Below are 23,957 nucleotides of genomic sequence, written 5' to 3'. Positions count from 1 at the left end.
ACCGGACGGCAAGGCCGATACCGAGGAATTGCCCCCATGAGCAGCCTGTCCGTCTATCACGTTTCCAGCCCCGAGATTCCGAACAAGGTGCTGACCCATTTTGAAGACATCGCCTCGACCCTGGCAGAGCAGGGCGTGCGCTTCGACCGCTGGCAAGCCGCCGCGAAGATCCAGCCCGGCGCCAGCCAGGAAGAAGTGATCGGTGCCTATAAAGAGCAGATCGACAAACTGATGACCGAGCGCGGTTACATCACGGTCGATGTGATCAGCCTAAACAGCGATCACCCGCAAAAAGCCGAATTCCGCGCCAAGTTCCTCGAAGAACATCGCCATGGCGAAGACGAAGTGCGTTTCTTCGTCGCCGGTCGTGGCCTGTTTACCCTGCACATCGACGATTACGTCTACGCGGTGTTGTGCGAAAAGAACGACCTGATTTCGGTGCCGGCCGGCACCAAGCACTGGTTCGACATGGGCGAGAACCCGCATTTCGTGGCGATCCGCCTGTTCAACAACCCTGAAGGCTGGGTCGCCAACTTCACCGGCGAAGACATCGCCGGCCGCTTCCCGCGTCTGGAGGACTGAGCCGATGTCGATCAAGGTCATTCTTACCGACATCGAAGGCACCACCAGCGCGGTGAGTTTTGTGTTCGACGTGCTGTTTCCATATGCCGCCAAACACCTGCCGGACTTCGTTCGCCAGAACGCCCAGCGTGCCGACGTTGCCGAGCAACTGGACGCCGTGCGCCGCGACAGCAACGAACCGCAGGCTGACGTCGAGCGGGTCGTGGAAATTCTGCTGGCGTGGATCGCCGAAGACCGCAAGGCCACGCCGCTGAAAGCGTTGCAAGGCATGGTCTGGGAGCAGGGTTATCAGGCCGGGCAGTTGAAAGGTCATGTTTATCCGGACGCCGTTGAAGCGCTCCAGCGCTGGCATCAGGCCGGTTATCAACTGTTCGTTTATTCGTCCGGTTCGATCCAGGCGCAGAAGCTGATTTTCGGCTGCTCGGAAGCAGGGGATCTGACGCCGCTGTTCAGCGGTTATTTCGACACCACGTCGGGTCCCAAGCGCGAAGCGCAGTCGTACAGCAACATCCAGCAGGCCATCGGGGTCGAACCGCAGGAAATCCTGTTCCTGTCCGACATCGTCCAGGAACTCGACGCCGCCCAGTCAGCCGGCCTGCAAACCTGCGGCCTGGCCCGTGAAGGCGGGGAGCTGGCAGGGCATGTGACCGTCGACAGCTTCACCGGAATCGAACCGGAAGCGTTCTGAGTTCACACAATCGACGCGCAAAAAACAGGCCGTGAAGCGAAAGCTCCACGGCCTGTCTGTTTATACGGTGTTCGAATTACATCGAGTGATAGGTTGGCAGGGCAAAACGCTGCTGACTTTGCAGCATGCCGATCTGCGGCAGCTCGCTGGCTTGTTCCGCCAGATCACGACGGATCGCGCTGATTGCCCACGACAGTTGGTCGCCGGCATGCAATTGCTGATAGGTCAGCGCACGTTTGAACACTTTGCCGTCGGCACTCTTCAGCGTCAGAAGAATCCCGCCATCGGGACGTGGCGCAGTGGTGACGTTGAAGTTGGAGAACAGGGAGGTAAATTTTTCTTGGATCAGGCTCATGTCTTTCAGCTCCGTATGCACTTGAATGGCAAGCATGCGTAGGGAGTTGCAGCGATTGTGCCAGTATTTCTGTTTTTAAAAATCGTTATAAATCAACAAGTTATAAATTATGAATCTTTCGGTCGTCGTGCAATCTGCATGAATGGCCATCGTGCATCCTGCATTTTGCGGGATCGTTGTCGATCCGATGGAACCATTCCAGCGAGCCGCAATCCCGCTTCGCCTTGTAGCGCTGGCGGATACAAAACATTGCAAAAACCGCGTGTACAGCCCGCGAAGCCCTGACGTATTTTCGGCCTCGACCCTCGCTTGAGAAGCGCCGGTTGCCTCACCCGATTGCCCGACAATAAAAATCCGGCCTGCACGTCAAGGTCGAACGGGAGCTGCCATGCGCCAAGCGCCGAGCGACACGATTACCTGGAGCATGATGCTCCGCAAACTGCCGATGATTGCCAAAGCCATCCCTCGGGTGGTGAAAGGCATGAAGGTGGCCAACGTCAAGGATCCGACCCAAACCTGTGGCCTGGGCTGGACGTTCGAGCAAGCGACCCTGCGCAATCCCGAAGGCCCCGCGCTGCTGTCGGGCGAGGTGGTGCTGAGTTATTCACAGGTCAACCAGTGGGCCAATCGCATCGCCCACTATTTGATCGGGCAAGGGATCGGCAAGGGCGATGTGGTGGCGGTGTTCATCGAGAACCGCCCGGAACTGCTGGTGACGATTTTGGCGCTGGCCAAAGTCGGCGCCGTCAGCGCGCTGCTCAATACCTCGCAGACCCGCGATACGCTGATCCACAGCATCAATCTGGTGACACCGGCGGCGATTGTCGTCGGTGAAGAATTGCTGCCGGCGTTTGCGGCGGTGCGCGAGCAAGTGTCGATCCCGGCAGCGCGCGCCTGGTTCGTCGCCGATCAGGATACCTTCAGCCATCCGGGCATCGCGCCCGAGGGCTACATCAACCTGATCAGCGCCAGTGCCGACGCCCCGGGCGACAACCCGGCCAGCAGCCGGCAGATTTTCTTCGACGATCCCTGTTTCTATATCTACACCTCCGGCACCACCGGTTTGCCGAAAGCCGGGGTGTTCAAGCACGGCCGCTGGATGCGCAGTTCGGCGAGCTTCGGCATGATCGCCCTCGACATGCGCCCGGACGACATCGTCTATTGCACCTTGCCGCTGTACCACGCCACCGGGCTTTGCGTGTGCTGGGGTTCGGCGGTCAATGGCGCGTCGGGTTTCGCGATTCGCCGCAAGTTCAGCGCCCGGCAGTTCTGGAGCGATGTGCGCCGCTATCGCGCAACCACCATCGGTTACGTCGGCGAGTTGTGCCGCTATCTGGTGGATCAGCCGCTCAGCGCCGACGACAGCCGTCACGATGTGCGCAAGATGATCGGCAACGGTCTGCGGCCCGGCGCGTGGGCCGAGTTCAAGACCCGCTTCGGCGTGGATCACATCTGTGAGCTGTACGCGGCCAGCGACGGCAATATCGGCTTCACCAACATCCTCAATTTCGACAACACCATCGGTTTTTCGCTGATGGCCTGGGAGCTGGTTGCCTACGACCAGGACAGCGGCGAACCGATTCGTGGCACTGACGGATTCATGCGCAAGGTCGGTCGGGGCGAGCGAGGCCTGCTGCTGGCGCGGATCGACGACAAGGCGCCGCTGGACGGCTACACCGATCCGCAGAAAACCGCCAAGGTTGTATTGCTGGACGTGTTCACCAAGGGCGACCGCTTCTTCAACACCGGCGATCTGCTGCGCAACATCGGTTTCGGCCACGCACAGTTTGTCGACCGCCTCGGCGACACCTACCGCTGGAAGGGCGAGAACGTCTCGACCACCGAGGTCGAAAATCTGCTGCTCCAGCATCCGCACATTTCAGAAGCCGTGGCCTATGGCGTGGAAATCCCCAACACCAATGGCCGCGCCGGGATGGCGGCGATCACCCCAGCCGAGTCTTTGGCGACCCTGGATTTCGCCGAACTGCTGGCCTTCGCCCGCCAGCGCATGCCGGCATACGCGGTGCCGCTGTTCCTGCGGGTCAAGGTAAAAATGGAAACCACCGGCACCTTCAAATACCAGAAGACCCGCCTGAAAACCGAAGGCTTCGACCCCGGCCAGAGGGGCGATGACCCGATTTATGCTTGGCTGCCGGGGACTGAAACCTACGTGCAGGTCACGGATGAAATTCTTGCGGACATCCGGGCAGGCAGGTTCCGTTATTGATATTGGCTATCGGCAGTCTTTGAAAAAAGGGGATGACAGCTATCGCCGCGCTCGGGAAACTATCGGCTTTCCGATTGACCGAAAGTGGAGTTGCCCCATGTCCGACCAAAGCCGCCAGATGACCCCCGAAGAAGCTGCCGAATTCACCGAGCAAGTATTCAACAAGGCGCGCGAGGGCGATGCGGTGATGCTGGATCGCCTAATCACTGCCGGTCTGCCGGTGAACCTGACCAACAGCAAGGGTGACACCCTGCTGATGCTCGCCAGTTACTACGGTCACGTGGACGCGGTGCAAGTGCTGCTCAAGCACAAGGCCGATCCGGAACAACGCAACGGCAACGGCCAGAGCCCGATTGCCGGCGCCGCGTTCAAGGGTGACCTGGCGGTGGTCAAGGCATTGGTTGCCGGTGGCGCGCAGATCGAAGGCGCCTCGTTCGACGGTCGCACGGCGCTGATGATGGCGGCGATGTTCAACCGCGTTGAAATCGTCGACTTCCTGATCGACCAGGGCGCCGATCCGAAAGCCAAGGACGCCAACGGCATCACCGCGCTGGACGCGGCCCGCACCATGGGCGCTGTGGACACCACCGCGCAGCTGGAAAAACTGCTGGGCTGAAGCCGCTGGCCGGAACCCGCTCTGTGGCGAAGGCGAGAATGCGCTATCCTTCGCGCCCTCAAAATTCTCTTCGCCACAGGATCCGCCCCCATGAAAGCCGCACTCGCCGAACTCATCAGCAAAATCAGCTCCGGCTGCATGGGCGACGACGAGATTCAGAAGGTCGCTGACGAAGCGGCACAGGCCTACGCCGATGCCGACGCTTTTCTGACCGCCAACCCGGACATCAACTACGACGACACTTTCCCGATTCCGCTGGGCGAGTGGGTCGTGGTCGGCAGCCTGCCGGAGACCGTGCTGTTCCAGGCGGATACTTACGCCGACCTGTTCGCGCAGATCGTTGCTTCGTTCGGCCCGGGCGTCGACTTCAACCTCAAGCCCAAGCAACTGGCCAAGACCGAAGCGCTGACCGCGCTCAACCGCATCCAGGTGCAGATGAGCAGCCTGAACAAGGAAAACGGCGGTTACATGCTGATGAACTTCAGCCAGTTGCTCGACGACGAGTTGCAAGTGGTGCTGGTCTACGGCAACGACGTGCCGCGCGTGCTGGAACTGTGCGCCGAAGTCGGCATTGCCGCCGCGCCGTCGCTGGAAGCCCTGAAGGTCGCCGTTCACGTCTGAATGCAATAAAAGGGAACCCTGTGCGCGACCGTCTATCCTAAAAGTGCATGCCACTATTCTGGAGCGACACCATGGGTTCCACGTTCAACGGCCTGGTCGGCCTGATCATTCTTGCGCTCGACATCTGGGCGATCATCAATGTGCTGAAAAGCGGCGCTGAGACCGGGATGAAAATCCTCTGGGTGCTGCTGATCATCCTCCTGCCGGTGCTGGGCCTGATCATCTGGGCGATTGCCGGGCCGCGGGGCAATGTGCGGATCTGACCGTTCGCAGCCTGATTGGGTCGGGCCGATGAACTGAGGTTCGACCTGTCATCTTCGGCAACGTAGAATGCGCGCCTTTCCCGGGCAATCGAACCTGACGATTGGCGCCCGCGCATTCATCGGAGCACTTCACCATGACCGTCACCAAGACCAGCGAATACCTGGAAACCCTCTACGAAGGCTACGGCCAGCGTTTTCGCATGGAAAAACTGCTGCACGAAGTGCGCACCGAGCACCAGCACCTGGTGATTTTCCAGAACCCGCGCATGGGCCGGGTGATGGCGCTGGACGGCGTGATCCAGACCACCGAAGCCGATGAATTCATCTACCACGAAATGCTCACCCACGTGCCGATCCTTGCCCACGGCACCGCCAAGCGCGTGCTGATCATCGGCGGCGGCGACGGCGGCATGCTGCGCGAAGTGACCAAACACGCCAGCGTCGAGCACATCACCATGGTCGAGATCGACGGCACCGTGGTCGACATGTGCAAGGAATTCCTGCCAAACCACTCCAAGGGCGCCTACGACGATCCACGCCTGAACCTGGTAATCGACGACGGCATGCGTTTCGTCGCCACTACCACCGAAAAGTTCGACGTGATCATTTCCGACTCCACCGACCCGATCGGCCCGGGCGAAGTGCTGTTCTCGGAAAACTTCTACCAGGCCTGCCACCGCTGCCTGAACGAGGGCGGCATCCTCGTGACCCAGAACGGCACGCCGTTCATGCAGATCGAAGAAGTGAAAACCACCGCCGGCCGCCTGCGCAGCTTGTTCCCGGACTGGCACTTCTATCAGGCGGCCGTGCCGACCTACATCGGCGGTTCGATGACCTTCGCCTGGGGCTCGACCAACCCGGCCTACCGCAAGCTGAGCCGCGAGGTGCTGCAACAGCGCTTCATCGGCAGCGGCATCGTCACCCGCTACTACAACCCGGAAATCCACATCGGTGCTTTCGCCTTGCCGCAATACGTGCTGCAAGCGGTGAACAAGCCAAGCAACGACTGATTGTTCGCGGGTAAGAAAAAGCCGAGGCCGGTGTGCGAAAACACACCGGCCTCGGCTTTTTTCATGTTGCATCGGTGTAAACCTTTTGAACGATCAATCCTGACAAAAGTCGAGATAGGTGTAAGCCCATTTGCGGGTTTGATCGAGGAGGCTCCGATGTCAAAGTGGAAAGTCACTTTCGTGGACGATCATGGTGAAACGATCGACGAAGTCTTCGAGTGCGAGGAATGCCCCAGCCATGAGCGGGCAGCACGCCTCATCAAGGAACGACTCTTGCCAGTCGCCGCCGAGCTTGACCTGAACGATCTGGAAGGGCGCACCGCCGATGCCGGCGTGAAAAGCCTGAAAACCCAGAACAGCATCGAAATCCGCAGCATCACCCCAATCTGAATCTTCCTTTACATTGCTTACCAGACCTTGGCAGCGGCTCTATCTTGGGGCTACTCTGCAAGCGAGATCAGCGAACGGATCGCTAAGGTCTGGTCTTGTCAGCTACATGCTTGTTTCCCGCCGGCAACGCGGTTGCCGTAAGCACCCGGGCCCTTTGGGCCAGTGCAGGGAATACGGAAAGTCTATCCATCTATGCGAGGGGGACGATTCATGAGCACAGCCTATCAAGAAGACATCAGCAGCAGCGTGCTGCGCCGCATGAAAGAAGGCGGTTTCGATTTTTCCCGATTCCATCCCATCGAGTTCTACGCCATTTTCCCGGACGAGGAGCGGGCGCGCAGGGCGGCAGGCAAATTTCGCGGTGAATCCATCAATGCCCAGGTCAGTGCGCGCGACGACGGCGCCTGGTCTCTGGAATTGAGCAAGGTGATGTACGCAACCTACGACGACATTGGCGATTTCGAGCAGGGCTTTTCGGCGGTGGTCGAGCCCTTGGGCGGCATCATCGAAGGCTGGGGCGTGAAACAGGAGATCCGCAACCGGCACCGTTTGAACTGATCACTCTCGCAACATGTCGAGCTACGGCTGACCTTCGGGTCGGCCGTTGTCGTTTCTGCCCCCCTGAACGCCCCATGGCAAAACCCTGAAACAAGAAACCGGCGCAAAAAAAAGCCACCTGAAAAGGTGGCTGAAAGGGAAGACCGGAAGGAGAGGAAACCGGTCAGGGTTACGGCCGGGAGGGCTGCCGAGGCAAGCCGGATCAGTGGAGCTGCGTACTTCGTCAGCGACGTTTTTGCAGCGGATGCGCGGATTATCCGCAGCCGCCGGCGGGCAGTGAAATCAACTCTGACTATGCTGGTGATAGGCGACGGGACTGCGTCGCAATGAAGCGGGGGCGATCAGGTTGGGGCATTTGCCGCACAGGAATGGTGCGGTGCATGTGGCGTGAATATCCAACCGATTGAAATCAAAGCGTTTATGCCGATGGCACGGGCCTTGCGAAGGCCTGTATGTCCGGGGTGACAAGGAGTACGGCATGATCCGCACCTATTTTGATGAAATGTACGATGCCGGCGGCCAGGTCCGCCCGCATTACCGGGAGTTTGCCCGCTGGCTGGCCGAAACGCCTGACGAACTGCTGGCCCAGCGGCGACGCGAGGCCGATCTGCTGTTCCATCGTGCCGGGATCACTTTCACGCTCTACGGGGACGAGCAAGGGACAGAACGCCTGATTCCCTTCGACACCATTCCGCGCAGCATTCCCGCCAGCGAGTGGCGGATCGTCGAGCGCGGCTGCATCCAGCGGGTCAAGGCGTTGAACATGTTCCTCGCCGACCTTTACCACGAGCAGCGCATCATCAAGGCCGGGATCATTCCCGCCGAACAGGTGCTGGCCAACGAGCAATACCAGTTGGCGATGCAGGGGCTGGATCTGCACCGCGATATCTATTCGCACATCTCCGGCGTCGATCTGGTGCGCGACGGCGACGGCACGTATTACGTGCTCGAGGACAACCTGCGCACGCCGAGCGGCGTGAGCTACATGCTCGAAGATCGCAAGATGATGATGCGCCTGTTCCCCGAACTGTTCGCGGCCCAGCGAATCGCCCCGATCGACCATTACCCGAACCTGTTGCTCGACACCCTGAAAAGCTCTAGCCCCATCGACGACCCAAGTGTGGTGGTGCTGACACCGGGACGGTTCAACAGCGCGTTTTTCGAGCATGCGTTTCTCGCCCGGGAAATGGGCGTGGAACTGGTTGAAGGCGCGGATCTGTTTGTGCGTGACGACAAAGTCTTCATGCGCACCACTGACGGCCCGAAAGCGGTGGACGTGATCTACCGCCGGCTCGACGACGCGTTCCTCGATCCGCTGGCCTTCCGCCCGGATTCGATGCTCGGCGTGCCGGGGCTGCTGTCGTCGTATCGCTCCGGCAACGTGGTGCTGGCCAATGCGATCGGCACCGGCGTGGCGGACGACAAATCGGTGTATCCATTCGTCACCGAGATGATCCGTTTCTACCTCGACGAAGAGCCGATCCTGAAGAACGTGCCGACCTGGCAATGCCGCAATCCGTCTGAACTTTCCCATGTACTGGCCAATCTTCCGGATCTGGTGGTCAAGGAAACCCAGGGCTCCGGCGGTTACGGAATGCTTGTGGGGCCGGCGGCGACAACCGCGGAAATCGATGCGTTCCGCGAGCGGATCAAGGCCAAGCCCCACGCGTACATCGCGCAACCGACGCTGTCGCTGTCGACCTGTCCGACCTTTGTCGAAAACGGCATTGCGCCGCGCCATATCGACCTGCGCCCGTTCGTATTGTCCGGCCGCGAAACCCGGGTCGTGCCCGGCGGTTTGACCCGTGTCGCCCTGCGTGAAGGCTCTCTGGTGGTGAATTCATCCCAGGGCGGCGGAACCAAGGACACCTGGGTGGTCGAGGATTGAAGGAAGCCTGCCATGTTAAGTAGAACTGCCTCGGATCTGTACTGGATGTCGCGTTACCTGGAGCGGGCGGAAAACCTCGCACGGATGCTCGATGTCAGCTATTCGCTGTCGCTGATGCCGCAGGACGGCCGTGGCGACGGTCTGCACGAACTGGCGATGCCGCTGCTGATCACCGGCACGCTGGACGATTACCTGGAACGTCACGGCGAGCTGCATGCCGAGCGACTGCTGCATTTCTTCGCCCTCGACGCGGCCAACCCGGCAAGCATCTACAGCTGCCTCGGCGCGGCGCGGGCCAGCGCTCATGCGGTGCGCGGGCGAATCACTGCCGACATGTGGGAGAACATCAACGCCACCTGGCTGGAGATTCGCGGGATCGCCAATCAGGGTCTTAGCCGCTACGGCATGAGCCGCTTCTGCGAGTGGATCAAGGAACGTTCGCACCTATTCCGGGGCGCGTCCTACGGCACCATCATGCGCAACGACGCGTTTCGTTTCATTCGACTGGGTACGTTCATCGAGCGGGCGGACAACACCTTGCGCCTGCTTGATGCCCGTTACGAGATGGCCGGCGATCAGGCCGAAGCAGTCAGCGACGGCACCGCTCACGCCTATTATCAGTGGAGTGCGCTGTTGCGGGCGCTGTCATCGTTCGAGGCCTACACCGAGATCTATCGCGATGCGCCCGGCGCCCGGCATGTGGCCGAGCTGCTGCTATTGCGCGCCGACGTGCCGCGTTCGCTGCGGGCCTGCACCGAAGAGATTGACCAGATTCTCGCGCAACTGCCGGGGGCCAACGGTCGCCCTGCACAACGACTGGCGGCGGAAATGGACGCGCGCCTGCGCTACACCGGCATTCAAGAAATTCTCGAGGAAGGGCTGCACGCCTGGCTTACCGAATTCATCCCGCTGGTGCGCCAGCTGGGCAACGCCATTCACAGTTCCTACCTGGAGGCCGCATGAGACTTTCCATCAGCCACGAGACCACCTATCACTACGAAGATCAGGTGCGCGCGAGCATCCAGTACCTGCGCCTGACGCCCCATGACAGCGAGCGTCAGCATGTGCTGAGCTGGCAGCTCGACCTGCCGCGCCCGGTGCGCGCCCAGCTTGATCCGTTCGGCAACATCCTGCATGTGCTGACCATGGACGAGCCCCATGAAGCGATCATAATCGGCGCCCGGGGGCAGGTGGATATCGACGAGTTGCGCGAGGCGGAGCACGAGAGTCAGTCGGCGTTGCCGTTCCTGCGTTTCACCCGGCTCACCGAAGCTGACGAGGCGCTGCGAGCGTTTGCCGAGAAGTCCTGCAAACAGCGCCGCGACCGCAATGCACTGATCGACCTGATGCATGGGCTTAACCAGCACATGACTTACAAACCGGGCGCCACCGAAGTCGACACCAGCGCCGCCGAGGCGTTTGCCGGGCGGGCGGGTGTTTGCCAGGATCACGCTCACGCGTTTCTGGCCTGCGCGCGCAGCCTCGGGGTGCCGTCACGCTATGTGTCGGGTTATCTGTACAGCGAGGATTGCGAACATCTGGCCAGTCACGCCTGGGCCGAAGCCTGGATCGATGACGCCTGGTACAGCTTTGACGTGACCAATGAGCTGGCCCGGCCCGAGCGGCATTTGAAACTGGCGGTGGGTCTGGACTACCTCGACGCCTGCCCGGTGCGCGGCATGCGCCGGGGCGGCGGTTCAGAGCAGATGCACGCGAAAGTGCTGGTGTCGCCGACACCAGCGCCAATCATCTCGGTGCAGCAGCAGTAAACGAAGTTGTCGGTTTACTTGGCGGGCGCGACCTTGCGCCCGGCCATGTGCTGCAAATACCCGATCAGTTTCTGCAGATCCGCATCCGGCAACACCTCGGCGGTAAACCCCGGCATCTTCGCCTGCGGCCACTGGCGCAGGCTCTGCGGATCGCGGATGTAGCGCTTGAGGAAGTCCGCGCCGAAGTACTCGGTCGGGTTGTATGGAATGTTCAGGTCCGGCCCGAACTGCGCATCGCCCGCGCCATTCAGGCGGTGGCAGGCCAGACAGTTCTTTTGGAACAGCGCAAAACCCTGATTCACCGGGTCATCGGCCTTCAACGCAGGATCCGGCAGCAGCGCAGGGAAGCGCTCGGCCACCAGCGCCATGCGCTTGATGCTCGCCACTTCGAACGGCCATTGTTCCGGGCTGATATTGCCGGCCTGCGGATCGGTCCACACCAGATAGAACGGCCCGGCGCTGTGCTTGCCTTCCGACAGCGGCGGCCAGGGCTGCGCCGGATCTTCGATAGCCAGCCAGGAGCGTGAACCCTTGTTGTTCAGTAGAGGCGCGGCGGACAGCTCTGCGGCAAAACCATCCAGCGCTACGGCTTGCAGGTGATCTTCGGGTTTGATGCCGGTCAGCAGCGCGGCCATCGGTACGGCGCGATAAGTCATGTCCTTCTTGTAGGACACATCATTCTTGACCGTGAGGGTTTGTACCTGAGGATGCTTGAGCAACTCCTCGGTCTGCCAGGTGCGGCTGTTCGCGCCCAGCTCCAGATTCAGCTGCGCGGCAGACAGGGGCATGCTCAGCAGCATGGCCCCGAACAGAATGAGCGTTTTCAAGTGATCGCCGTCCGTGTCGTGGAAGTGCGCAAAGGTTGGCACAGCCACGCTGGCCCGGGTAGCGGGCCAGTCACATTTTCAGTGGCGATAAACAATACCTGCCGCTTGAATCAGCCAATGACCTTGGTCAGGTTCGGCAGAATCAACAACAGCGTCGTGGCGAAAAGAATGAGCCCTGCTTGCCGTACTTTCGGTTGTTTGAACATGGCTTGACCGCCTTTTTTGTTATTTCCTGATACCTGCCTGCATATCCATGACGGCAAGCGCTGCACTTCCTGTAGCGAACGCCTGTCTCGGCAAAACCCGACGACAACGACGTACATCTTCACCTTAGGGCCCGCGTCACGCTTCGCTTAGATCCATTTCGTATGTATTTGCTACCTGTCGCGATTAAAAAGGCATGAGGCCCATTGCCAGCTTCTTTGCCGCCCGTTTGCTAGACAGCTCGCGCACCTGAACCGGTTAATCAAGCCACGGATGACCGTCCGTCTGAGCGTGCGCGTCAACGTCATTGAGCGCTGTGGTCATTGAATCCGTGGCCCGCGAAGACAACAGTGACAACACGAATTTCACTCACCGCACAGGTTCGAGGACGTCATGACCCAAGCTTTGATTTTCGACGCGTTACGCACGCCCCGCGGCAAGGGCAAGGCCGACGGATCGCTGCACAGCGTCAAACCGGTGAACCTGGTGGCAGGGCTGCTGACCGCTTTGCAGGCACGTACGGCGCTGGACACCAGCCAGGTCGATGACGTGGTGCTCGGTTGCGTCACGCCGATTGGCGATCAGGGCTCGGACATCGCCAAGACCGCTGTGCAGGTGGCCGATTGGGACGTCAGCGTCGCGGGCGTGCAGATCAACCGCTTCTGCGCCTCGGGGCTGGAAGCGGTGAACCTGGGGGCGATGAAAGTGCGCTCCGGTTTCGAAGACCTGGTGGTGGTTGGTGGCGTCGAATCCATGTCCCGCGTACCGATGGGCAGCGACGGCGGCGCCTGGGCGCTGGATCCGCAGACCAATTTGCACAGCCACTTCACACCACAAGGCGTCGGCGCCGACCTGATCGCCACCCTTGAAGGTTTCAGCCGTCAGGACGTCGATGCCTACGCGCTGCACTCGCAGCAGAAAGCCGCTCGCGCCCGGGCCGACGGCTCGTTCAGCAAGTCGCTGGTGCCGGTGCAGGACCAGAACGGCATCATCCTGCTCGATCACGATGAGTTCATTCGCGCCGAGTCAACCCTCGAAGGTCTGGGCAAGCTCAAGCCGAGTTTCGAGATGATCGGCCAGATGGGTTTCGACGCCACGGCATTGCGGGTCTACAGCCATGTCGAGCGAATCAATCATGTGCACACGCCGGGCAACAGTTCGGGGATCGTCGACGGTGCGGCGCTGATGTTGATCGGCTCCGAAGCCAAGGGGCGTGCGTTGGGCCTGCAACCCCGGGCGCGGATTGTCGCCACGGCGGTCACCAGCACCGATCCGACCATCATGCTCACCGGCCCGGCGCCGGCCACTCGCAAGGCGCTGGCCAAGGCCGGGCTGCGGGTGGAGGACATTGACCTGTTCGAGGTCAACGAGGCGTTCGCCTCGGTGGTGCTCAAATTCATCAAGGACATGGCCGTCGACCCGGACAAGGTCAACGTCAATGGCGGCTCGATCGCCATGGGCCATCCGTTGGGCGCCACCGGTTGCGCGATCCTCGGCACCTTGCTCGATGAACTGGAAGCCCGACGCCTGCGTTACGGCCTCGCGACGCTGTGCGTCGGCGGCGGCATGGGCATCGCCACCATCATCGAACGCCTCTGACCCCAAGGAATCCTGTCATGACCCAAGCCATTCGTTACGAAAAAGGCCAGGACGGCATCGTCCTCCTGACCATCGACATGCCGGGCCAGAGCGCCAACACCATGAACGCGGTGTACCGCGAGGCCATGGCCGAAAGCGTCGCCCGTTTGCAGGCGGAAAAAGAGGACATCGCCGGGGTGATCATCACCTCGGCCAAGAAAACCTTCTTCGCCGGCGGCGACCTGAATGAACTGATCAAAGTCGGCAAGCCTGAAGCCAAGGCTTTCTACGACATGGTGCTGACCCTCAAGGGCCAGTTGCGCACCCTGGAAACCCTCGGCAAACCGGTGGTCGCGGCGATCAACGGCGCGGCGCTCGGCGGCGGCTGGGAAATCTGCCTGGCCTGTCACCACCGCGTGGCGCTGGACGATGCGTCGGTGCAACTCGGTTTGCCGGAAGTGACTCTCGGCCTGTTGCCGGGCGGTGGTGGCGTGGTGCGGATGGTGCGCATGCTTGGCATCGAAAAGGCTTTGCCGTATCTGCTCGAAGGCAAGAAAGTCCGTCCGCAGCAGGCGTTGCAGGCAGGTTTGATCGATGAGCTGGCGGCAGATCGCGATGAATTGCTGTCCAAGGCACGGGCCTGGGTTCTGGCCAATCCTGCGGCCGTGCAGCGTTGGGATGTGAAGGGTTATCAGATTCCCGGCGGCACGCCATCCAATCCGAAAGTCGCGCAGATGCTGGCGATTGCGCCGTCGATCCTGCGCACCAAAACCCAGGGCACGTTGCCGGCGCCGGAGAAGATTCTGTGCGCGGCGGTGGAAGGCGCGCAGGTGGATTTCGACACGGCGCACCTGATCGAAACCCGCTACTTCACCGAGCTGACCACCGGCCAGATCTCGAAAAACCTGATCGGCACCTTCTGGTTCCAGCTCAATGAAATCAATGCCGGCGGTTCGCGGCCGCAGGGTTTTGCACCTTATGTGACGAAGCGTGTGGGCGTACTCGGCGCAGGCATGATGGGCGCCGGGATCGCCTATGTCAGCGCATCGGCCGGGATCGACGTGGTGCTCAAGGACATCAACCTTGCTGCCGCGGAAAAGGGCAAGGCGCATTCGGCGGCGCTGCTGGACAAGAAAGTCGCTCGCGGGCAAATGTCTGCGCAGCAGCGTGAAGCGGTGCTGGCGCGTATTCACCCGACCGAAAGCGATACCGATCTGGCAGGTTGCGATCTGATCATCGAGGCGGTGTTCGAGGATCGTCAACTCAAGGCCAAGGTCTCGGCAGCAGCGCAACAGGTGGTTGGCGCCGACGCTGTGATTGCTTCCAACACATCGACCTTGCCAATCACTGGCTTGGCGACCGCAGTACCGGATCAAAGCAAGTTCATCGGCCTGCACTTCTTCAGCCCGGTGGAAAAGATGCCGCTGGTGGAAATCATCAAGGGCGCGCAAACCAGCGACGAAACCCTCGCACGCGGGTTCGATTTCGTACTGCAAATCAAGAAAACTCCGATTGTGGTCAACGACAGTCGCGGCTTCTTCACTTCGCGGGTGTTCGGCACCTTTACCAATGAAGGCATTGCGATGCTGGGTGAGGGCGTCAGCGCGCCGATGATCGAGACCGAAGCGCGCAAGGCCGGCATGCCTGTCGGACCTCTGGCGATCTCCGACGAAGTTTCCCTCAGCCTGATGAGCCATATCCGTCAGCAAACGGCCAAAGACCTTCAAGCAGAAGGGAAACCGCTGATTGAGCACCCGGCGTTCGCCGTGATTGACTTGCTGCTCAACGAATACAAGCGGCCGGGCAAAGCAGCGGGAGGCGGTTTTTATGAGTACCCGGCGGGTGGGCAGAAACATCTGTGGCCCGAGCTGAAAACCCGTTTCGAGAAAGCCGACGGGCAGATTTCGCCGAAAGATGTGCGTGACCGGTTGCTGTTCGTGCAGGCCATCGAAACCGTGCGTTGCGTGGAAGAGGGCGTGCTGACGTCGACTGCGGACGCCAACGTCGGCTCGATTTTCGGCATCGGATTCGCGGCCTGGACGGGCGGCGCGTTGCAGTTCATCAACCAATATGGCGTGAAGGACTTTGTCGCCCGGGCGCAGTACCTGGCGGAGCAGTACGGCGAGCGTTTCGCGCCGCCTGCGCTGCTGCTGGAAAAAGCCGCGAAAGGCGAGTTGTTCTAACGGGGGCGGGGACGCATTTCGGGGCTTGCCTTGCCGGATGGTTTCAAGGCAGGCTCTGGGGTGTGCATTATTCCCATCACGTGTCAGGTATTTTTTATGTCGCTACGCATCTGCATTCTGGAAACCGACATCCTGCGTCCGGAACTGGTCGATGAATATCAGGGTTACGGGCAGATGTTCCAGCGCCTGTTCTCGCAACAGCCGATCGCCGCCGAGTTCACGGTGTACAACGTGATGCAGGGCGATTATCCGAGTGATGACCTGACCTTTGATGCGTATTTGGTCACCGGCAGCAAGGCCGACTCGTTCGGCACCGACCCGTGGATCCAGACCCTCAAGCAATACCTGCTGACCCGCTATGAGCGCGGCGACAAACTGCTCGGCGTGTGCTTTGGCCATCAACTGCTGGCGCTGCTGCTGGGTGGCAAGAGCGAGCGTGCTACACAGGGTTGGGGCGTCGGCATTCACAATTACAAACTGGCGGCCAAGGCACCGTGGATGAGCCCGGTGCGTGAAGAGCTGACTTTGTTGATCAGTCACCAGGATCAAGTCACGGCGTTGCCGGAGAACGCCACAGTGATTGCTTCCAGCGATTTCTGCCCGTTCGCCGCGTACCACATCAACGATCAGGTGCTGTGCTTCCAGGGGCATCCGGAATTCATTCACGACTACTCGCGGGCGCTGCTGGATCTGCGTCAGGAAGCGCTGGGTGAGCAGGTGTACAGCAAGGGTGTGGCCAGCCTGGAGCATCAGCACCACGGCACCACCGTTGCGGAATGGATGATGCGTTTCGTGGCGCACAAGCCGACCGCCGCTTGAATGTAGACGCCCCCGTGTTTTGCACGGGGGCGTTTTTTCTTATAGCCAGCCCGATTTCTTGAAGCTCGCCCACAGGCTCACGCAGCCGACCGTGATAAAGCCCAGTACGCCGAAATAGCCGTAGTGCCAGCTCAGCTCCGGCATGTTCTGGAAGTTCATCCCATAGATCCCCGCCACCGCCGTCGGGAACGCCAGAATCGCCGCCCATGCAGCGAATTTACGTTGCACCACGCTCTGGCGTGACGCCTCCAGCAGAACGCCGATTTCGATGGTCTGGCTGGCGATGTCGGCCAGGGTCGTCAGATCTTCCATCTGCCGCGTGACATGGATCTGCACATCGCGGAAGTACGGGCGCATGTTCTTGTCGATGAAGGGGAAGCTCAGCTTCTGCAGCTCCTCGCCGATTTCCACCATCGGCGCGGCGTAACGGCGCAGGCGCAGGACGTCGCGACGCAGGCCGTGCAGCTTCTGGATGTCGTATTCATTCAAAGCGCTGCACAACACGTTGCGTTCCAGTTCATCGATCTCGGCGTGAATCGCTTCGCCCACCGGCTGATAGTTTTCGATCACGAAATCCAGCAGCGCATACAGTACGAAATCTTCCCCGTGCTCCAGCAACAGCGGTCGCGCCTCACAGCGTTGGCGGACGTGGGCGTAGGACGCCGAGTGGCCGTTGCGGGCAGTGATGATGTAGCCCTTGCCGGCAAAGATGTGGGTTTCGATGAACTGCAGAATCCCGTGTTCGCGCACCGGCGAGTAGGTGACGATGAACAGCGCGTCGCCAAAGGTTTCCAACTTCGGCCGGCTGTGCTTTTCCAGGGCGTCTTCGATGGCCAGTTCGTGCAGGTTGAACTGGCGTTGCAGGTTGGAGAGTTCCTGGGCATTCGGCTCTTCGAGGCCGATCCAGACGAAGTGGCCGGTCTTGGCGGCCCAGGCCGCGCCTTCGTCGAGGGAAATATTGGTGACTTTCTTACCGGCGCTGTAAACCGCAGCAGCAACAACTCGACCCATGGTGGTGATTCACTTCTTCTTGGCAGATGGCAGGGGAGACATGGCTTCAGCTTAGCCGTGTCGCTGCTTGAGAGTCAGTGAAATCTGCACAGTTCACCGGGCAAAAGAAAACCCGCACAGGTCGGGCTTCTTTTTCACGCGGCTTGCAGCTGCCGATCCATCGCATCGATGCACTCGCGCATCTGCTCGCGGCATTGGGTGATGAGCATGGGCATGTCGTCCATGGTCAGGCCGGCGGTAGGAATTGCCGGCAGCGAGCGTATGAGAATTTTCCCGCTGTGCCAGCGGTTCAGGCGCATGTGCTTGATGTAGCTGCTGACACACACCGGAACGATCGGCACCCCGGCGGCAATGGCCATCTGGAACGCGCCCTTCTTGAACGGCAGCAATTCTTCACCCAGGTTGCGGGTGCCTTCCGGGAACACCCAGATCGAGGTGTCTTTATGCTGCAAGGTGTCGGTGGTCGTCAGCATCGACTGGCGCGCCTTGTGCGCGTTCCCACGATCGATCAACACATTGCCCGCCAGCCAGAACAACTGTCCGAACAGCGGCACCCACTTCAGGCTCTTTTTGCCGATGCACACCGTCCGACGCGGCACCACGTTGCCGAACACGAACAGGTCGTAGTTGGACTGATGGTTGGCGATGATCACGCAGCTGTCGGGTTTGTTCATCAACGGGCCGACTTCGGCCTTCACTCGCAGACGCAAAATGCACATCGCTGGCAATGCATAGAGACGAGCACACAGACGACTGTTGTCCGGGTTGAATGGCCGGCACAGCCCGAGGATCACTCCGAGGATCCCCGCCAGAATAAAGTGCAGGCCCATCAATAACATACGAAACACAAACAGCATTTTCAGGCCCATCGGGACAAAAGGTGGCGCAGTGTACGGATGTGCACTGTTTTCGGCAATTGCCGCTATAGAGTCCGGAGATGGGCGATGTTTAAGCGCATGTTTCCGACTTGTTGGTCAGAGGCGTCCTAGAGCTGCTGCGGAGTTTTCAACAGGCCGCGTAATAAAAAGCCCGACACGACGGTCGGGCTTTTCTGAATCGGTATGAGCCGGGGGTCAGCCCAGGTGTTCCTGATCCTGAATGATCGCGTTGTCCAGGGTTTCCAGCAGCGCTTTGCGCACTTTCAACTTGGTGTTCTTGTGCGCGGTCATGTTGATCTTCTTCAACTGACGTGCAGCGGCGAGAGCGGCACCTTGCAGCTCTTCGGCCGAAACAACCTTGTCGAGGAAACCGGCATCCACAGCACTTTGCGGATCAAACATTTCGCCGTTGATCACCGAGCGATGAAACGCCGAGCGACGCAGACGATCACGAGCCAGCTCGATGCCGGCGTGGTGCATGGTCATGCCGATCTGCACTTCGTTCAGACCAATGCTGAACGGGCCGTCGACACCGATCCGATAGTCGGCGGACAACAGAATGAACGCGCCCTTGGCCACGGCATGTCCCGGGCAAGCAACGATCACCGGGAACGGGTGCGACAATAGGCGACGGGCCAAGGTAGAACCGGCAGTCACCAGCGACACGGCTTCTTTAGGGCCGGCGGTCATCACTTTCAGATCGTAGCCGCCAGAGAGAATGCCCGGCTGACCGGTGATGATCACAATGGCGCGATCCGCCACCGCCTGATCCAGCGCCGCGTTGAAGGCCGCGATCACGTCCGGGGAAATGGCGTTGACCTTGCCGTTGCTCAGGGTCAGGGTCGCGATACCGTCTTCGAGGTGGTAGGCAATCAGGTCGCTCATGGCGCAATTCCTTATAAGAAAGATGGGCAGACGTTACCCACCGTCGCCGGTCAGGTAAAGCACTGTGACTGACCCGCCAGTCACCGTTTACCGGCAGATGCGCTGCAACACGCCCCGCGCCTGACGCCTGCGCATCTATATAGAAGGGCTGCGCCCACCCGAGATTGGCCGGATTGCCATGGCCCATCGACTGCTGAAGCGACTTTTTCTCTTAACCGCATGAAAATTCTGAAAAAAAGTTTGCCATCAGAAAAGCTTTCGACTACATTAGCGCGCCTCGACAGACAGAACATGTTTGAAGAGATACGGTGAAGTGTCCGAGTGGCTTAAGGAGCACGCCTGGAAAGTGTGTATACAGGAAACTGTATCGAGAGTTCGAATCTCTCCTTCACCGCCAAATTCGATGTAAACAAAACCCTTGGTTTCGAAAGAAGCCAGGGGTTTTGTGCATTCTGGCGTCCGGATTTTTTTGGTCACAGAGATCGGTTCGGCTTCCTTTTGCCAGGGCATTACAATCGCGGTTTTATCCGGCATGTAAAAGGACGACCTCCATGATCATTTCCACCACCCAATCCATCGAAGGCCGGCAGATTACGGCGTATCTGGACATCGTCAGTGCCGAGTCGGTGCAGGGCGTGAATGTGATTCGCGATATGTTCGCCGGTATGCGGGACTTTTTCGGTGGGCGTTCGCAGACGCTGGAGCGGGCGTTGAAGGAGGCGCGTGTTCAGGCGACTGACGAGATCAGGGAGCGCGCGCGGGCCTTGCAGGCGGATGCGGTGGTCGGGGTGGATTTCGAGATCAGCATGCCGGCAGGGAAGGGTGGCATGGTTGTGGTGTTTGCGACCGGTACGGCGGTCAAGTTGCGCTGAGCATTGTTTCCGCTTGTGAGCCCATTCAACGGAATGGGCTCGTTACTGACAGTCAGCCCTGCGGTTTGAGCAGGATGGTGCCTTTCGAGTCGTAGGTCAGTGGGGTGTCGATCGCGACGAGTGGCGGAGTATTGCCTGGTTGAACTGGCTGAACCGGGTCTGGATGGTAGATGACGCCAGGCTGCAACGGACTCGGTCCGGTCGGCTGCTTGATGACGATTTCACCCGAAGCGATCTTTTCCTTGAGTTTCTCCGCCCCTGCTTTGCCGGCGGCGATCTGTTCGTCCGTGAGCTTTACAACGGGCAGTGTCGGGAATCCTTTGATTTCCATGTTCTCTCCTTGAGATTCATTGCGCAGGAAAAAGGGCAGCGGCTGGTAGCCGGGAATCTTTAGTGGTGCGGGACCAACGGTTCGTCGTTGTGTTTAATTTCCGTAAGCCATTCGTCGGGCTTCGGGTGATATGAATCACAAGTCCAGGAATGACCGGCTAGTCTCAAAAGCCTTGGAGGTCGATATTTTTTCAGGCAAAAGGGTTTGCCGGTGTCGGCCCGCATTTGAAAAGGGGTGAAGAGATGACTGATCCGTACATCGAAGACGACGGGGCTGAATTTCCATTCAACAATTGCGTGCGCTGTGGCCAGACGGAGTATCAGGCCGGGTTTGGCGAGGATCCGGTGCAGACCGGCAAGATCAAGTCGGCAGCACCCAAGGGGCCTAAAGCAAAATTTCTGCCCAGGGTGACGACACGTTCCAGGAAGTAATCCGGATGCCATAGAGCCCCGCCATTGAGCGGGGTTTTTTGTTTCTATTTTTTGAGAAGCGTCCTACAGAAATTGCGGATTCGTCTGGTTTCTTTCACAAACTTTTCACACCCGCCTGAGTAGGGTGAAGCCATCCGTTAGAAAGCAAGTCTCCAGCCCGTCTCCCCAGCGGGCTTTTTTTTGCCTGCCATAAAACCTTTTCCGTATTCGCTGTCCAATCGGCGCCAAGTGCGCTGCGATGCTGGACATTGCCGCGGCAAGAGCATTCAATCTGCGCCCTTTTTTTATCCCTTCTGTTGAGGTTTTCGTCATGCGTTTAACTCTGCCTGCTCTGGTTCTGGGGCTTCTGGTTGCTCAAGGTGCAATGGCTGGCGACGGTACCGCCGCACTGGGTGGCGGTCTGGGCGGCGCGCTGGGTAACGTGGTTGGCCAGAAAATGGGCGGCAGCACCGGTGCAGCGATTGGTGCTGGTGTAGCTGGCGCGGCCGGTAGCGCATTGGCTGCCAAGAAAGGTGCTCGTACCAAAGCGGCCATCGGTGGTGGCGTCGGCGCGGCAGGTGGTTCGGTGATCGGCAACAGCCTGGGCGGCAAAACTGGCGCCACCATCGGTGCTGGCTTGGGCGGCGCAGCCGGTGGCGCAGTGGGCAGCAATCTGTCCAAGGGTCACAAGCGTCACTGATTGCCAACGCGTGACTGAAAAGGCCCGGTTTTATGCCGGGCCTTTTCGTTGCTGAACGTTTTTCCCGGATACGCCTCCAATGCCACATAGCCCCCTCCGCGGGCGTACCGTCCCGACTCGGGACCTGTGAGGTCTGTATGCGATTGACATTATCCGCATTGGTTTTGGGATTGCTCGTGGCCCAAGGCGCGATGGCCGCCGGTGACGGCACGGCTGCAGTGGGTGGCGGATTGGGTGGCGCGTTGGGCAATGTGGTCGGCGGCCAGCTCGGTGGCAGCACCGGTGCTGCGGTGGGTGCTGGTGTTGGCGGTGCAGCTGGCAGCGCCGTCGGCGCGAACAAACGCAATCGCACGGAAGCCGCCATTGGCGGTGGCCTCGGCGCCGCAGGCGGGTCCGTGGTCGGCAACAGCCTCGGCGGCTCCACCGGTTCGACTATCGGCGCAGGATTGGGCGGCGCAGCGGGTGGTGCGGTCGGCAATAACCTGGGTGACGATGGCGGCAAGTCGCACTCCGGGGGCGGCCACAAGCACAAGAACAAACACAAGAACCGTCATCGTTGAGTGACCGGTTCTACGAAAGCCCGGCTTTATGCCGGGTTTTTTCTGCCTGCGCGTCATGCGCAGGAACGAATGGCGACCATACTTTTCGAACGTTCTATACGAATGCGATTGACGAGGTGCGCCATGACTCCCGAAACCGAAGGCAAGGAAGAAAAAGGCCCGAGCGGATTGCCGTTTATCAATGATCCGGGGAATGAAGATCCGGGGTCGTTGATGGATGATGCGACGGTTCCGCTTTTGGAGGGTGAGGAGGAGCTTGAGTATGAGGATTTTGATGATGATGAGTGAATGGGTGCGTGCTTGTCGCACCCACGTTTTTATTAAGTTTGGTTAGTATTTGTTAGGACATACAGATCATCCACTGGAGACATTTTTTCTATTTTTTTTGAGGACAAATATTCTCTAAACTCGTTTTCGAGAGTTTGTTTGTCACAGTACTTTTTGTATCTCAAGGGTCGGTCGGTGGCATACGAGTAGAGGCGCCAAATATCAAATCCATCAACTCTATCGCCTGACCCGTAGTCAAAATTCACGGACTCTGTGGCGAAAATTATGAAGCACCCAATGCCGTGGAGCTCATACTGAACGCCATCCTTTATTTCTCCGCATCGTTCTATTTGTTTGGAACGCCATAGTCTCAGAATATTGCGGGTGCCGAATTTTTCCTCTAATAGCTTCGTGCCGATATCTACTTTAGATAGGAAGTCGGTTATCAGATCTTCAAGTGTGATTTCAGGTCTGGTCATTTTCTTCTACGGTGCTCTAGTCTGTCGTTCCCGATACTTTGTGCTGACTCCAACACCTCTTCAATGGTGTTTAGAGTGCCGTGGTGCTCTCTAATATTTGTTATTAGCTTAATACTGACGTTGGTGGAGGTTTGTCTAGCGGCGGCGGCGCGGTGGTGGCCATCCAAAATGTAGAGTTCGCCTTGGTGCTCCGCTACGTCTATGGGGTATCGATTGTCGTAGCCTGTGCCTCGCATTGTATTCACCATTTTCTCGACTTCTTTAGTTGAGGTTTTTCCTGAAATCGCATGCGTCCGCTTCAAAGATTTTGGGTCAACACTGTGATTAACGATAGGCAACGGTGGGTTGCCCTCGATTGCCATACTTCCACTAACGTTGTCCGACACCGGACATCCCGGCTTATTCGGCGGCGGACAATTGGACGTCAACCCCAACGGATCCACCCAACCCGTCGGATTCGGCACATACCGGTACTGATTCAGCCCACCCGCCAGCTTCACCGGATCCGGCGTCAGGTACCGGCCCACGTCCGGGTCGTAATACCGGTGCCGGTTGTAATGCAGCCCGCTTTCATCATCGAAGTACTGCCCCTGAAAGCGCAGCGGCTGGTTCAGGTAGTCCTCGGTCGCCAGCTCCAGCGAGGTGACCTTGCCGTATGCGCTGTATTTGGCGGACCAGACGATGTCGCCGCTGTAGTCGGTCAGCTCCTGCGGGGTGCCGAGGTGGTCGAGCTGGTAGTAGAACGGGCAGGCGCGTTTCGGGCCTTTGCCGTCGAGCATCGCCAGTGGGCGGAAGGTGCCGGGTTCGTAGATGAAGCTGCGGTGCTGCGTCGGGCTGCTTTCGGCGATCAGGTGGTCGCCTTGCCAGAAGAACTCGGTGGTCTGGCCCTCGACGGTTTTGCGGATGCGCCGGCCGAAGGCGTCGTATTGGTAGGTGGCGCTGCTGCCGTCGGGGCGGGTCAGGCCGATCAGGCGGTGCTGGCTGTC

The 23,957-nt window shown here is 59.6% G+C and carries 28 protein-coding genes and 1 tRNA gene; 21 read left to right on the top strand and 8 right to left on the bottom strand.

Annotated features, from left to right (window positions below; all coding sequences use genetic code 11):
* Nucleotides 1–36: 36 nt before the first annotated feature.
* Complete coding sequence (locus AC1Q9F_RS26950; protein WP_007959995.1) at nucleotides 37–582, top strand: 1,2-dihydroxy-3-keto-5-methylthiopentene dioxygenase; 546 nt, start codon at nucleotides 37–39, stop codon at nucleotides 580–582.
* A 4-nt stretch (nucleotides 583–586) separates the two neighbouring features.
* Nucleotides 587–1,270, top strand: a complete 684-nt coding sequence (gene mtnC / locus AC1Q9F_RS26945; protein WP_492621311.1) for an acireductone synthase — start codon at nucleotides 587–589, stop codon at nucleotides 1,268–1,270.
* Nucleotides 1,271–1,346: 76 nt separating this feature from the next.
* Here mtnC and AC1Q9F_RS26940 read toward each other — a convergent pair whose 3' ends face one another.
* Nucleotides 1,347–1,625, bottom strand: coding sequence for a DUF3509 domain-containing protein (locus AC1Q9F_RS26940; RefSeq protein WP_007959992.1), 279 nt, complete (start codon nucleotides 1,623–1,625; stop codon nucleotides 1,347–1,349).
* A 388-nt stretch (nucleotides 1,626–2,013) separates the two neighbouring features.
* On the opposite strand from AC1Q9F_RS26940, the gene AC1Q9F_RS26935 reads away from it, so the two are divergent.
* From AC1Q9F_RS26935 to AC1Q9F_RS26890, 10 genes are all read left to right on the top strand, one after another.
* Nucleotides 2,014–3,852 (top strand): long-chain-acyl-CoA synthetase, encoded by a 1,839-nt coding sequence (locus tag AC1Q9F_RS26935; RefSeq protein WP_492621310.1) that lies wholly within the window; start codon nucleotides 2,014–2,016, stop codon nucleotides 3,850–3,852.
* Between the two features lie 97 nt (nucleotides 3,853–3,949).
* Nucleotides 3,950–4,468 (top strand): ankyrin repeat domain-containing protein, encoded by a 519-nt coding sequence (locus AC1Q9F_RS26930; protein WP_085608799.1) that lies wholly within the window; start codon nucleotides 3,950–3,952, stop codon nucleotides 4,466–4,468.
* A 90-nt stretch (nucleotides 4,469–4,558) separates the two neighbouring features.
* A complete protein-coding gene (locus tag AC1Q9F_RS26925) occupies nucleotides 4,559–5,089 on the top strand; it encodes a hypothetical protein (RefSeq protein WP_492621309.1) in 531 nt (176 codons plus the stop codon).
* A 71-nt stretch (nucleotides 5,090–5,160) separates the two neighbouring features.
* On the top strand, nucleotides 5,161–5,352 hold the full coding sequence (locus AC1Q9F_RS26920) for a PLDc N-terminal domain-containing protein (protein WP_007959984.1): 192 nt from the start codon (nucleotides 5,161–5,163) through the stop codon (nucleotides 5,350–5,352).
* A 134-nt stretch (nucleotides 5,353–5,486) separates the two neighbouring features.
* Complete coding sequence (gene speE / locus AC1Q9F_RS26915) at nucleotides 5,487–6,362, top strand: polyamine aminopropyltransferase (RefSeq protein WP_007959983.1); 876 nt, start codon at nucleotides 5,487–5,489, stop codon at nucleotides 6,360–6,362.
* A gap of 156 nt (nucleotides 6,363–6,518) precedes the next feature.
* Nucleotides 6,519–6,752: a hypothetical protein gene (locus AC1Q9F_RS26910; RefSeq protein WP_007959980.1), complete on the top strand. Its 234-nt coding sequence runs from the start codon at nucleotides 6,519–6,521 to the stop codon at nucleotides 6,750–6,752.
* Between the two features lie 210 nt (nucleotides 6,753–6,962).
* A complete protein-coding gene (locus AC1Q9F_RS26905; RefSeq protein ID WP_007959978.1) occupies nucleotides 6,963–7,310 on the top strand; it encodes a ribonuclease E inhibitor RraB in 348 nt (115 codons plus the stop codon).
* A gap of 478 nt (nucleotides 7,311–7,788) precedes the next feature.
* On the top strand, nucleotides 7,789–9,198 hold the full coding sequence (locus AC1Q9F_RS26900; protein ID WP_085690507.1) for a circularly permuted type 2 ATP-grasp protein: 1,410 nt from the start codon (nucleotides 7,789–7,791) through the stop codon (nucleotides 9,196–9,198).
* Nucleotides 9,199–9,210: 12 nt separating this feature from the next.
* A complete protein-coding gene (locus tag AC1Q9F_RS26895; RefSeq protein WP_007959974.1) occupies nucleotides 9,211–10,161 on the top strand; it encodes an alpha-E domain-containing protein in 951 nt (316 codons plus the stop codon).
* Nucleotides 10,158–10,967 carry a transglutaminase family protein gene (locus AC1Q9F_RS26890; RefSeq protein ID WP_007959971.1) on the top strand — a complete coding sequence of 270 codons (810 nt, stop codon included), beginning with the start codon at nucleotides 10,158–10,160 and terminating at the stop codon, nucleotides 10,965–10,967. The genes AC1Q9F_RS26895 and AC1Q9F_RS26890 overlap by 4 nt, the downstream gene beginning before the upstream one ends.
* A 14-nt stretch (nucleotides 10,968–10,981) precedes the next feature.
* Here the strand turns inward: AC1Q9F_RS26890 and AC1Q9F_RS26885 are convergent, their stop codons facing one another.
* Nucleotides 10,982–11,767 (bottom strand): c-type cytochrome, encoded by a 786-nt coding sequence (locus AC1Q9F_RS26885; protein WP_492621329.1) that lies wholly within the window; start codon nucleotides 11,765–11,767, stop codon nucleotides 10,982–10,984.
* Between the two features lie 624 nt (nucleotides 11,768–12,391).
* On the opposite strand from AC1Q9F_RS26885, the gene AC1Q9F_RS26880 reads away from it, so the two are divergent.
* From AC1Q9F_RS26880 to AC1Q9F_RS26870, 3 genes are all read left to right on the top strand, one after another.
* Nucleotides 12,392–13,597 carry an acetyl-CoA C-acetyltransferase gene (locus AC1Q9F_RS26880; RefSeq protein WP_221532960.1) on the top strand — a complete coding sequence of 402 codons (1,206 nt, stop codon included), beginning with the start codon at nucleotides 12,392–12,394 and terminating at the stop codon, nucleotides 13,595–13,597.
* 17 nt (nucleotides 13,598–13,614) lie between these two features.
* Complete coding sequence (locus AC1Q9F_RS26875) at nucleotides 13,615–15,759, top strand: 3-hydroxyacyl-CoA dehydrogenase NAD-binding domain-containing protein (RefSeq protein WP_492621308.1); 2,145 nt, start codon at nucleotides 13,615–13,617, stop codon at nucleotides 15,757–15,759.
* Nucleotides 15,760–15,855: 96 nt separating this feature from the next.
* Nucleotides 15,856–16,578 (top strand): amidotransferase, encoded by a 723-nt coding sequence (locus AC1Q9F_RS26870; protein ID WP_007959955.1) that lies wholly within the window; start codon nucleotides 15,856–15,858, stop codon nucleotides 16,576–16,578.
* 39 nt (nucleotides 16,579–16,617) lie between these two features.
* On the opposite strand, the gene AC1Q9F_RS26865 is transcribed toward AC1Q9F_RS26870, so the two are convergent.
* The 3 genes from AC1Q9F_RS26865 to AC1Q9F_RS26855 form a co-directional block, all read right to left on the bottom strand.
* Nucleotides 16,618–17,589: a magnesium and cobalt transport protein CorA gene (locus AC1Q9F_RS26865; RefSeq protein ID WP_207985505.1), complete on the bottom strand. Its 972-nt coding sequence runs from the start codon at nucleotides 17,587–17,589 to the stop codon at nucleotides 16,618–16,620.
* Between the two features lie 134 nt (nucleotides 17,590–17,723).
* Nucleotides 17,724–18,446, bottom strand: a complete 723-nt coding sequence (locus tag AC1Q9F_RS26860) for a 1-acylglycerol-3-phosphate O-acyltransferase (RefSeq protein ID WP_179692160.1) — start codon at nucleotides 18,444–18,446, stop codon at nucleotides 17,724–17,726.
* Between the two features lie 216 nt (nucleotides 18,447–18,662).
* Nucleotides 18,663–19,352: a crotonase/enoyl-CoA hydratase family protein gene (locus AC1Q9F_RS26855; RefSeq protein ID WP_085732367.1), complete on the bottom strand. Its 690-nt coding sequence runs from the start codon at nucleotides 19,350–19,352 to the stop codon at nucleotides 18,663–18,665.
* A gap of 307 nt (nucleotides 19,353–19,659) precedes the next feature.
* Between AC1Q9F_RS26855 and AC1Q9F_RS26850 the strand changes: the two genes are divergently transcribed.
* Together AC1Q9F_RS26850 and AC1Q9F_RS26845 are read left to right on the top strand one after the other, a co-directional pair.
* Nucleotides 19,660–19,749: transfer RNA gene (locus AC1Q9F_RS26850), tRNA-Ser, on the top strand.
* Between the two features lie 154 nt (nucleotides 19,750–19,903).
* Entirely contained in the window at nucleotides 19,904–20,224 is a 321-nt protein-coding gene (locus AC1Q9F_RS26845; RefSeq protein ID WP_207985506.1) for a YbjQ family protein, read from the top strand.
* Between the two features lie 52 nt (nucleotides 20,225–20,276).
* Here the strand turns inward: AC1Q9F_RS26845 and AC1Q9F_RS26840 are convergent, their stop codons facing one another.
* On the bottom strand, nucleotides 20,277–20,555 hold the full coding sequence (locus AC1Q9F_RS26840; RefSeq protein WP_492621307.1) for a hypothetical protein: 279 nt from the start codon (nucleotides 20,553–20,555) through the stop codon (nucleotides 20,277–20,279).
* Nucleotides 20,556–20,797: 242 nt separating this feature from the next.
* Here AC1Q9F_RS26840 and AC1Q9F_RS26835 point away from each other — a divergent pair, with 242 nt between their 5' ends.
* The 4 genes from AC1Q9F_RS26835 (at nucleotide 20,798) to AC1Q9F_RS26820 (ending at nucleotide 22,513) form a co-directional block, all read left to right on the top strand.
* The gene (locus AC1Q9F_RS26835; protein ID WP_273902046.1) at nucleotides 20,798–20,986 is read left to right on the top strand and encodes a hypothetical protein; all 189 of its coding nucleotides are present in this window, start codon (nucleotides 20,798–20,800) and stop codon (nucleotides 20,984–20,986) included.
* Nucleotides 20,987–21,296: 310 nt separating this feature from the next.
* Entirely contained in the window at nucleotides 21,297–21,665 is a 369-nt protein-coding gene (locus tag AC1Q9F_RS26830; protein WP_039769955.1) for a glycine zipper domain-containing protein, read from the top strand.
* Between the two features lie 137 nt (nucleotides 21,666–21,802).
* Complete coding sequence (locus tag AC1Q9F_RS26825; protein WP_085609058.1) at nucleotides 21,803–22,225, top strand: glycine zipper domain-containing protein; 423 nt, start codon at nucleotides 21,803–21,805, stop codon at nucleotides 22,223–22,225.
* Between the two features lie 123 nt (nucleotides 22,226–22,348).
* Entirely contained in the window at nucleotides 22,349–22,513 is a 165-nt protein-coding gene (locus AC1Q9F_RS26820) for a hypothetical protein (RefSeq protein WP_007952178.1), read from the top strand.
* A 32-nt stretch (nucleotides 22,514–22,545) separates the two neighbouring features.
* Here AC1Q9F_RS26820 and AC1Q9F_RS26815 read toward each other — a convergent pair whose 3' ends face one another.
* Together AC1Q9F_RS26815 and AC1Q9F_RS26810 are read right to left on the bottom strand one after the other, a co-directional pair.
* On the bottom strand, nucleotides 22,546–22,971 hold the full coding sequence (locus AC1Q9F_RS26815; RefSeq protein WP_492621306.1) for a DUF6896 domain-containing protein: 426 nt from the start codon (nucleotides 22,969–22,971) through the stop codon (nucleotides 22,546–22,548).
* On the bottom strand, nucleotides 22,968–23,957 hold a 990-nt coding region (locus AC1Q9F_RS26810), incomplete at its 5' end, for an RHS repeat domain-containing protein (RefSeq protein WP_492621305.1). The genes AC1Q9F_RS26815 and AC1Q9F_RS26810, both read right to left, overlap by 4 nt.

It is taken from the genome of Pseudomonas sp. GW823-FHT04A03 (assembly GCF_058796615.1).
Note: the sequence above shows the minus strand (reverse complement) of the source record. Positions and strands in the feature narration are given on the sequence as shown.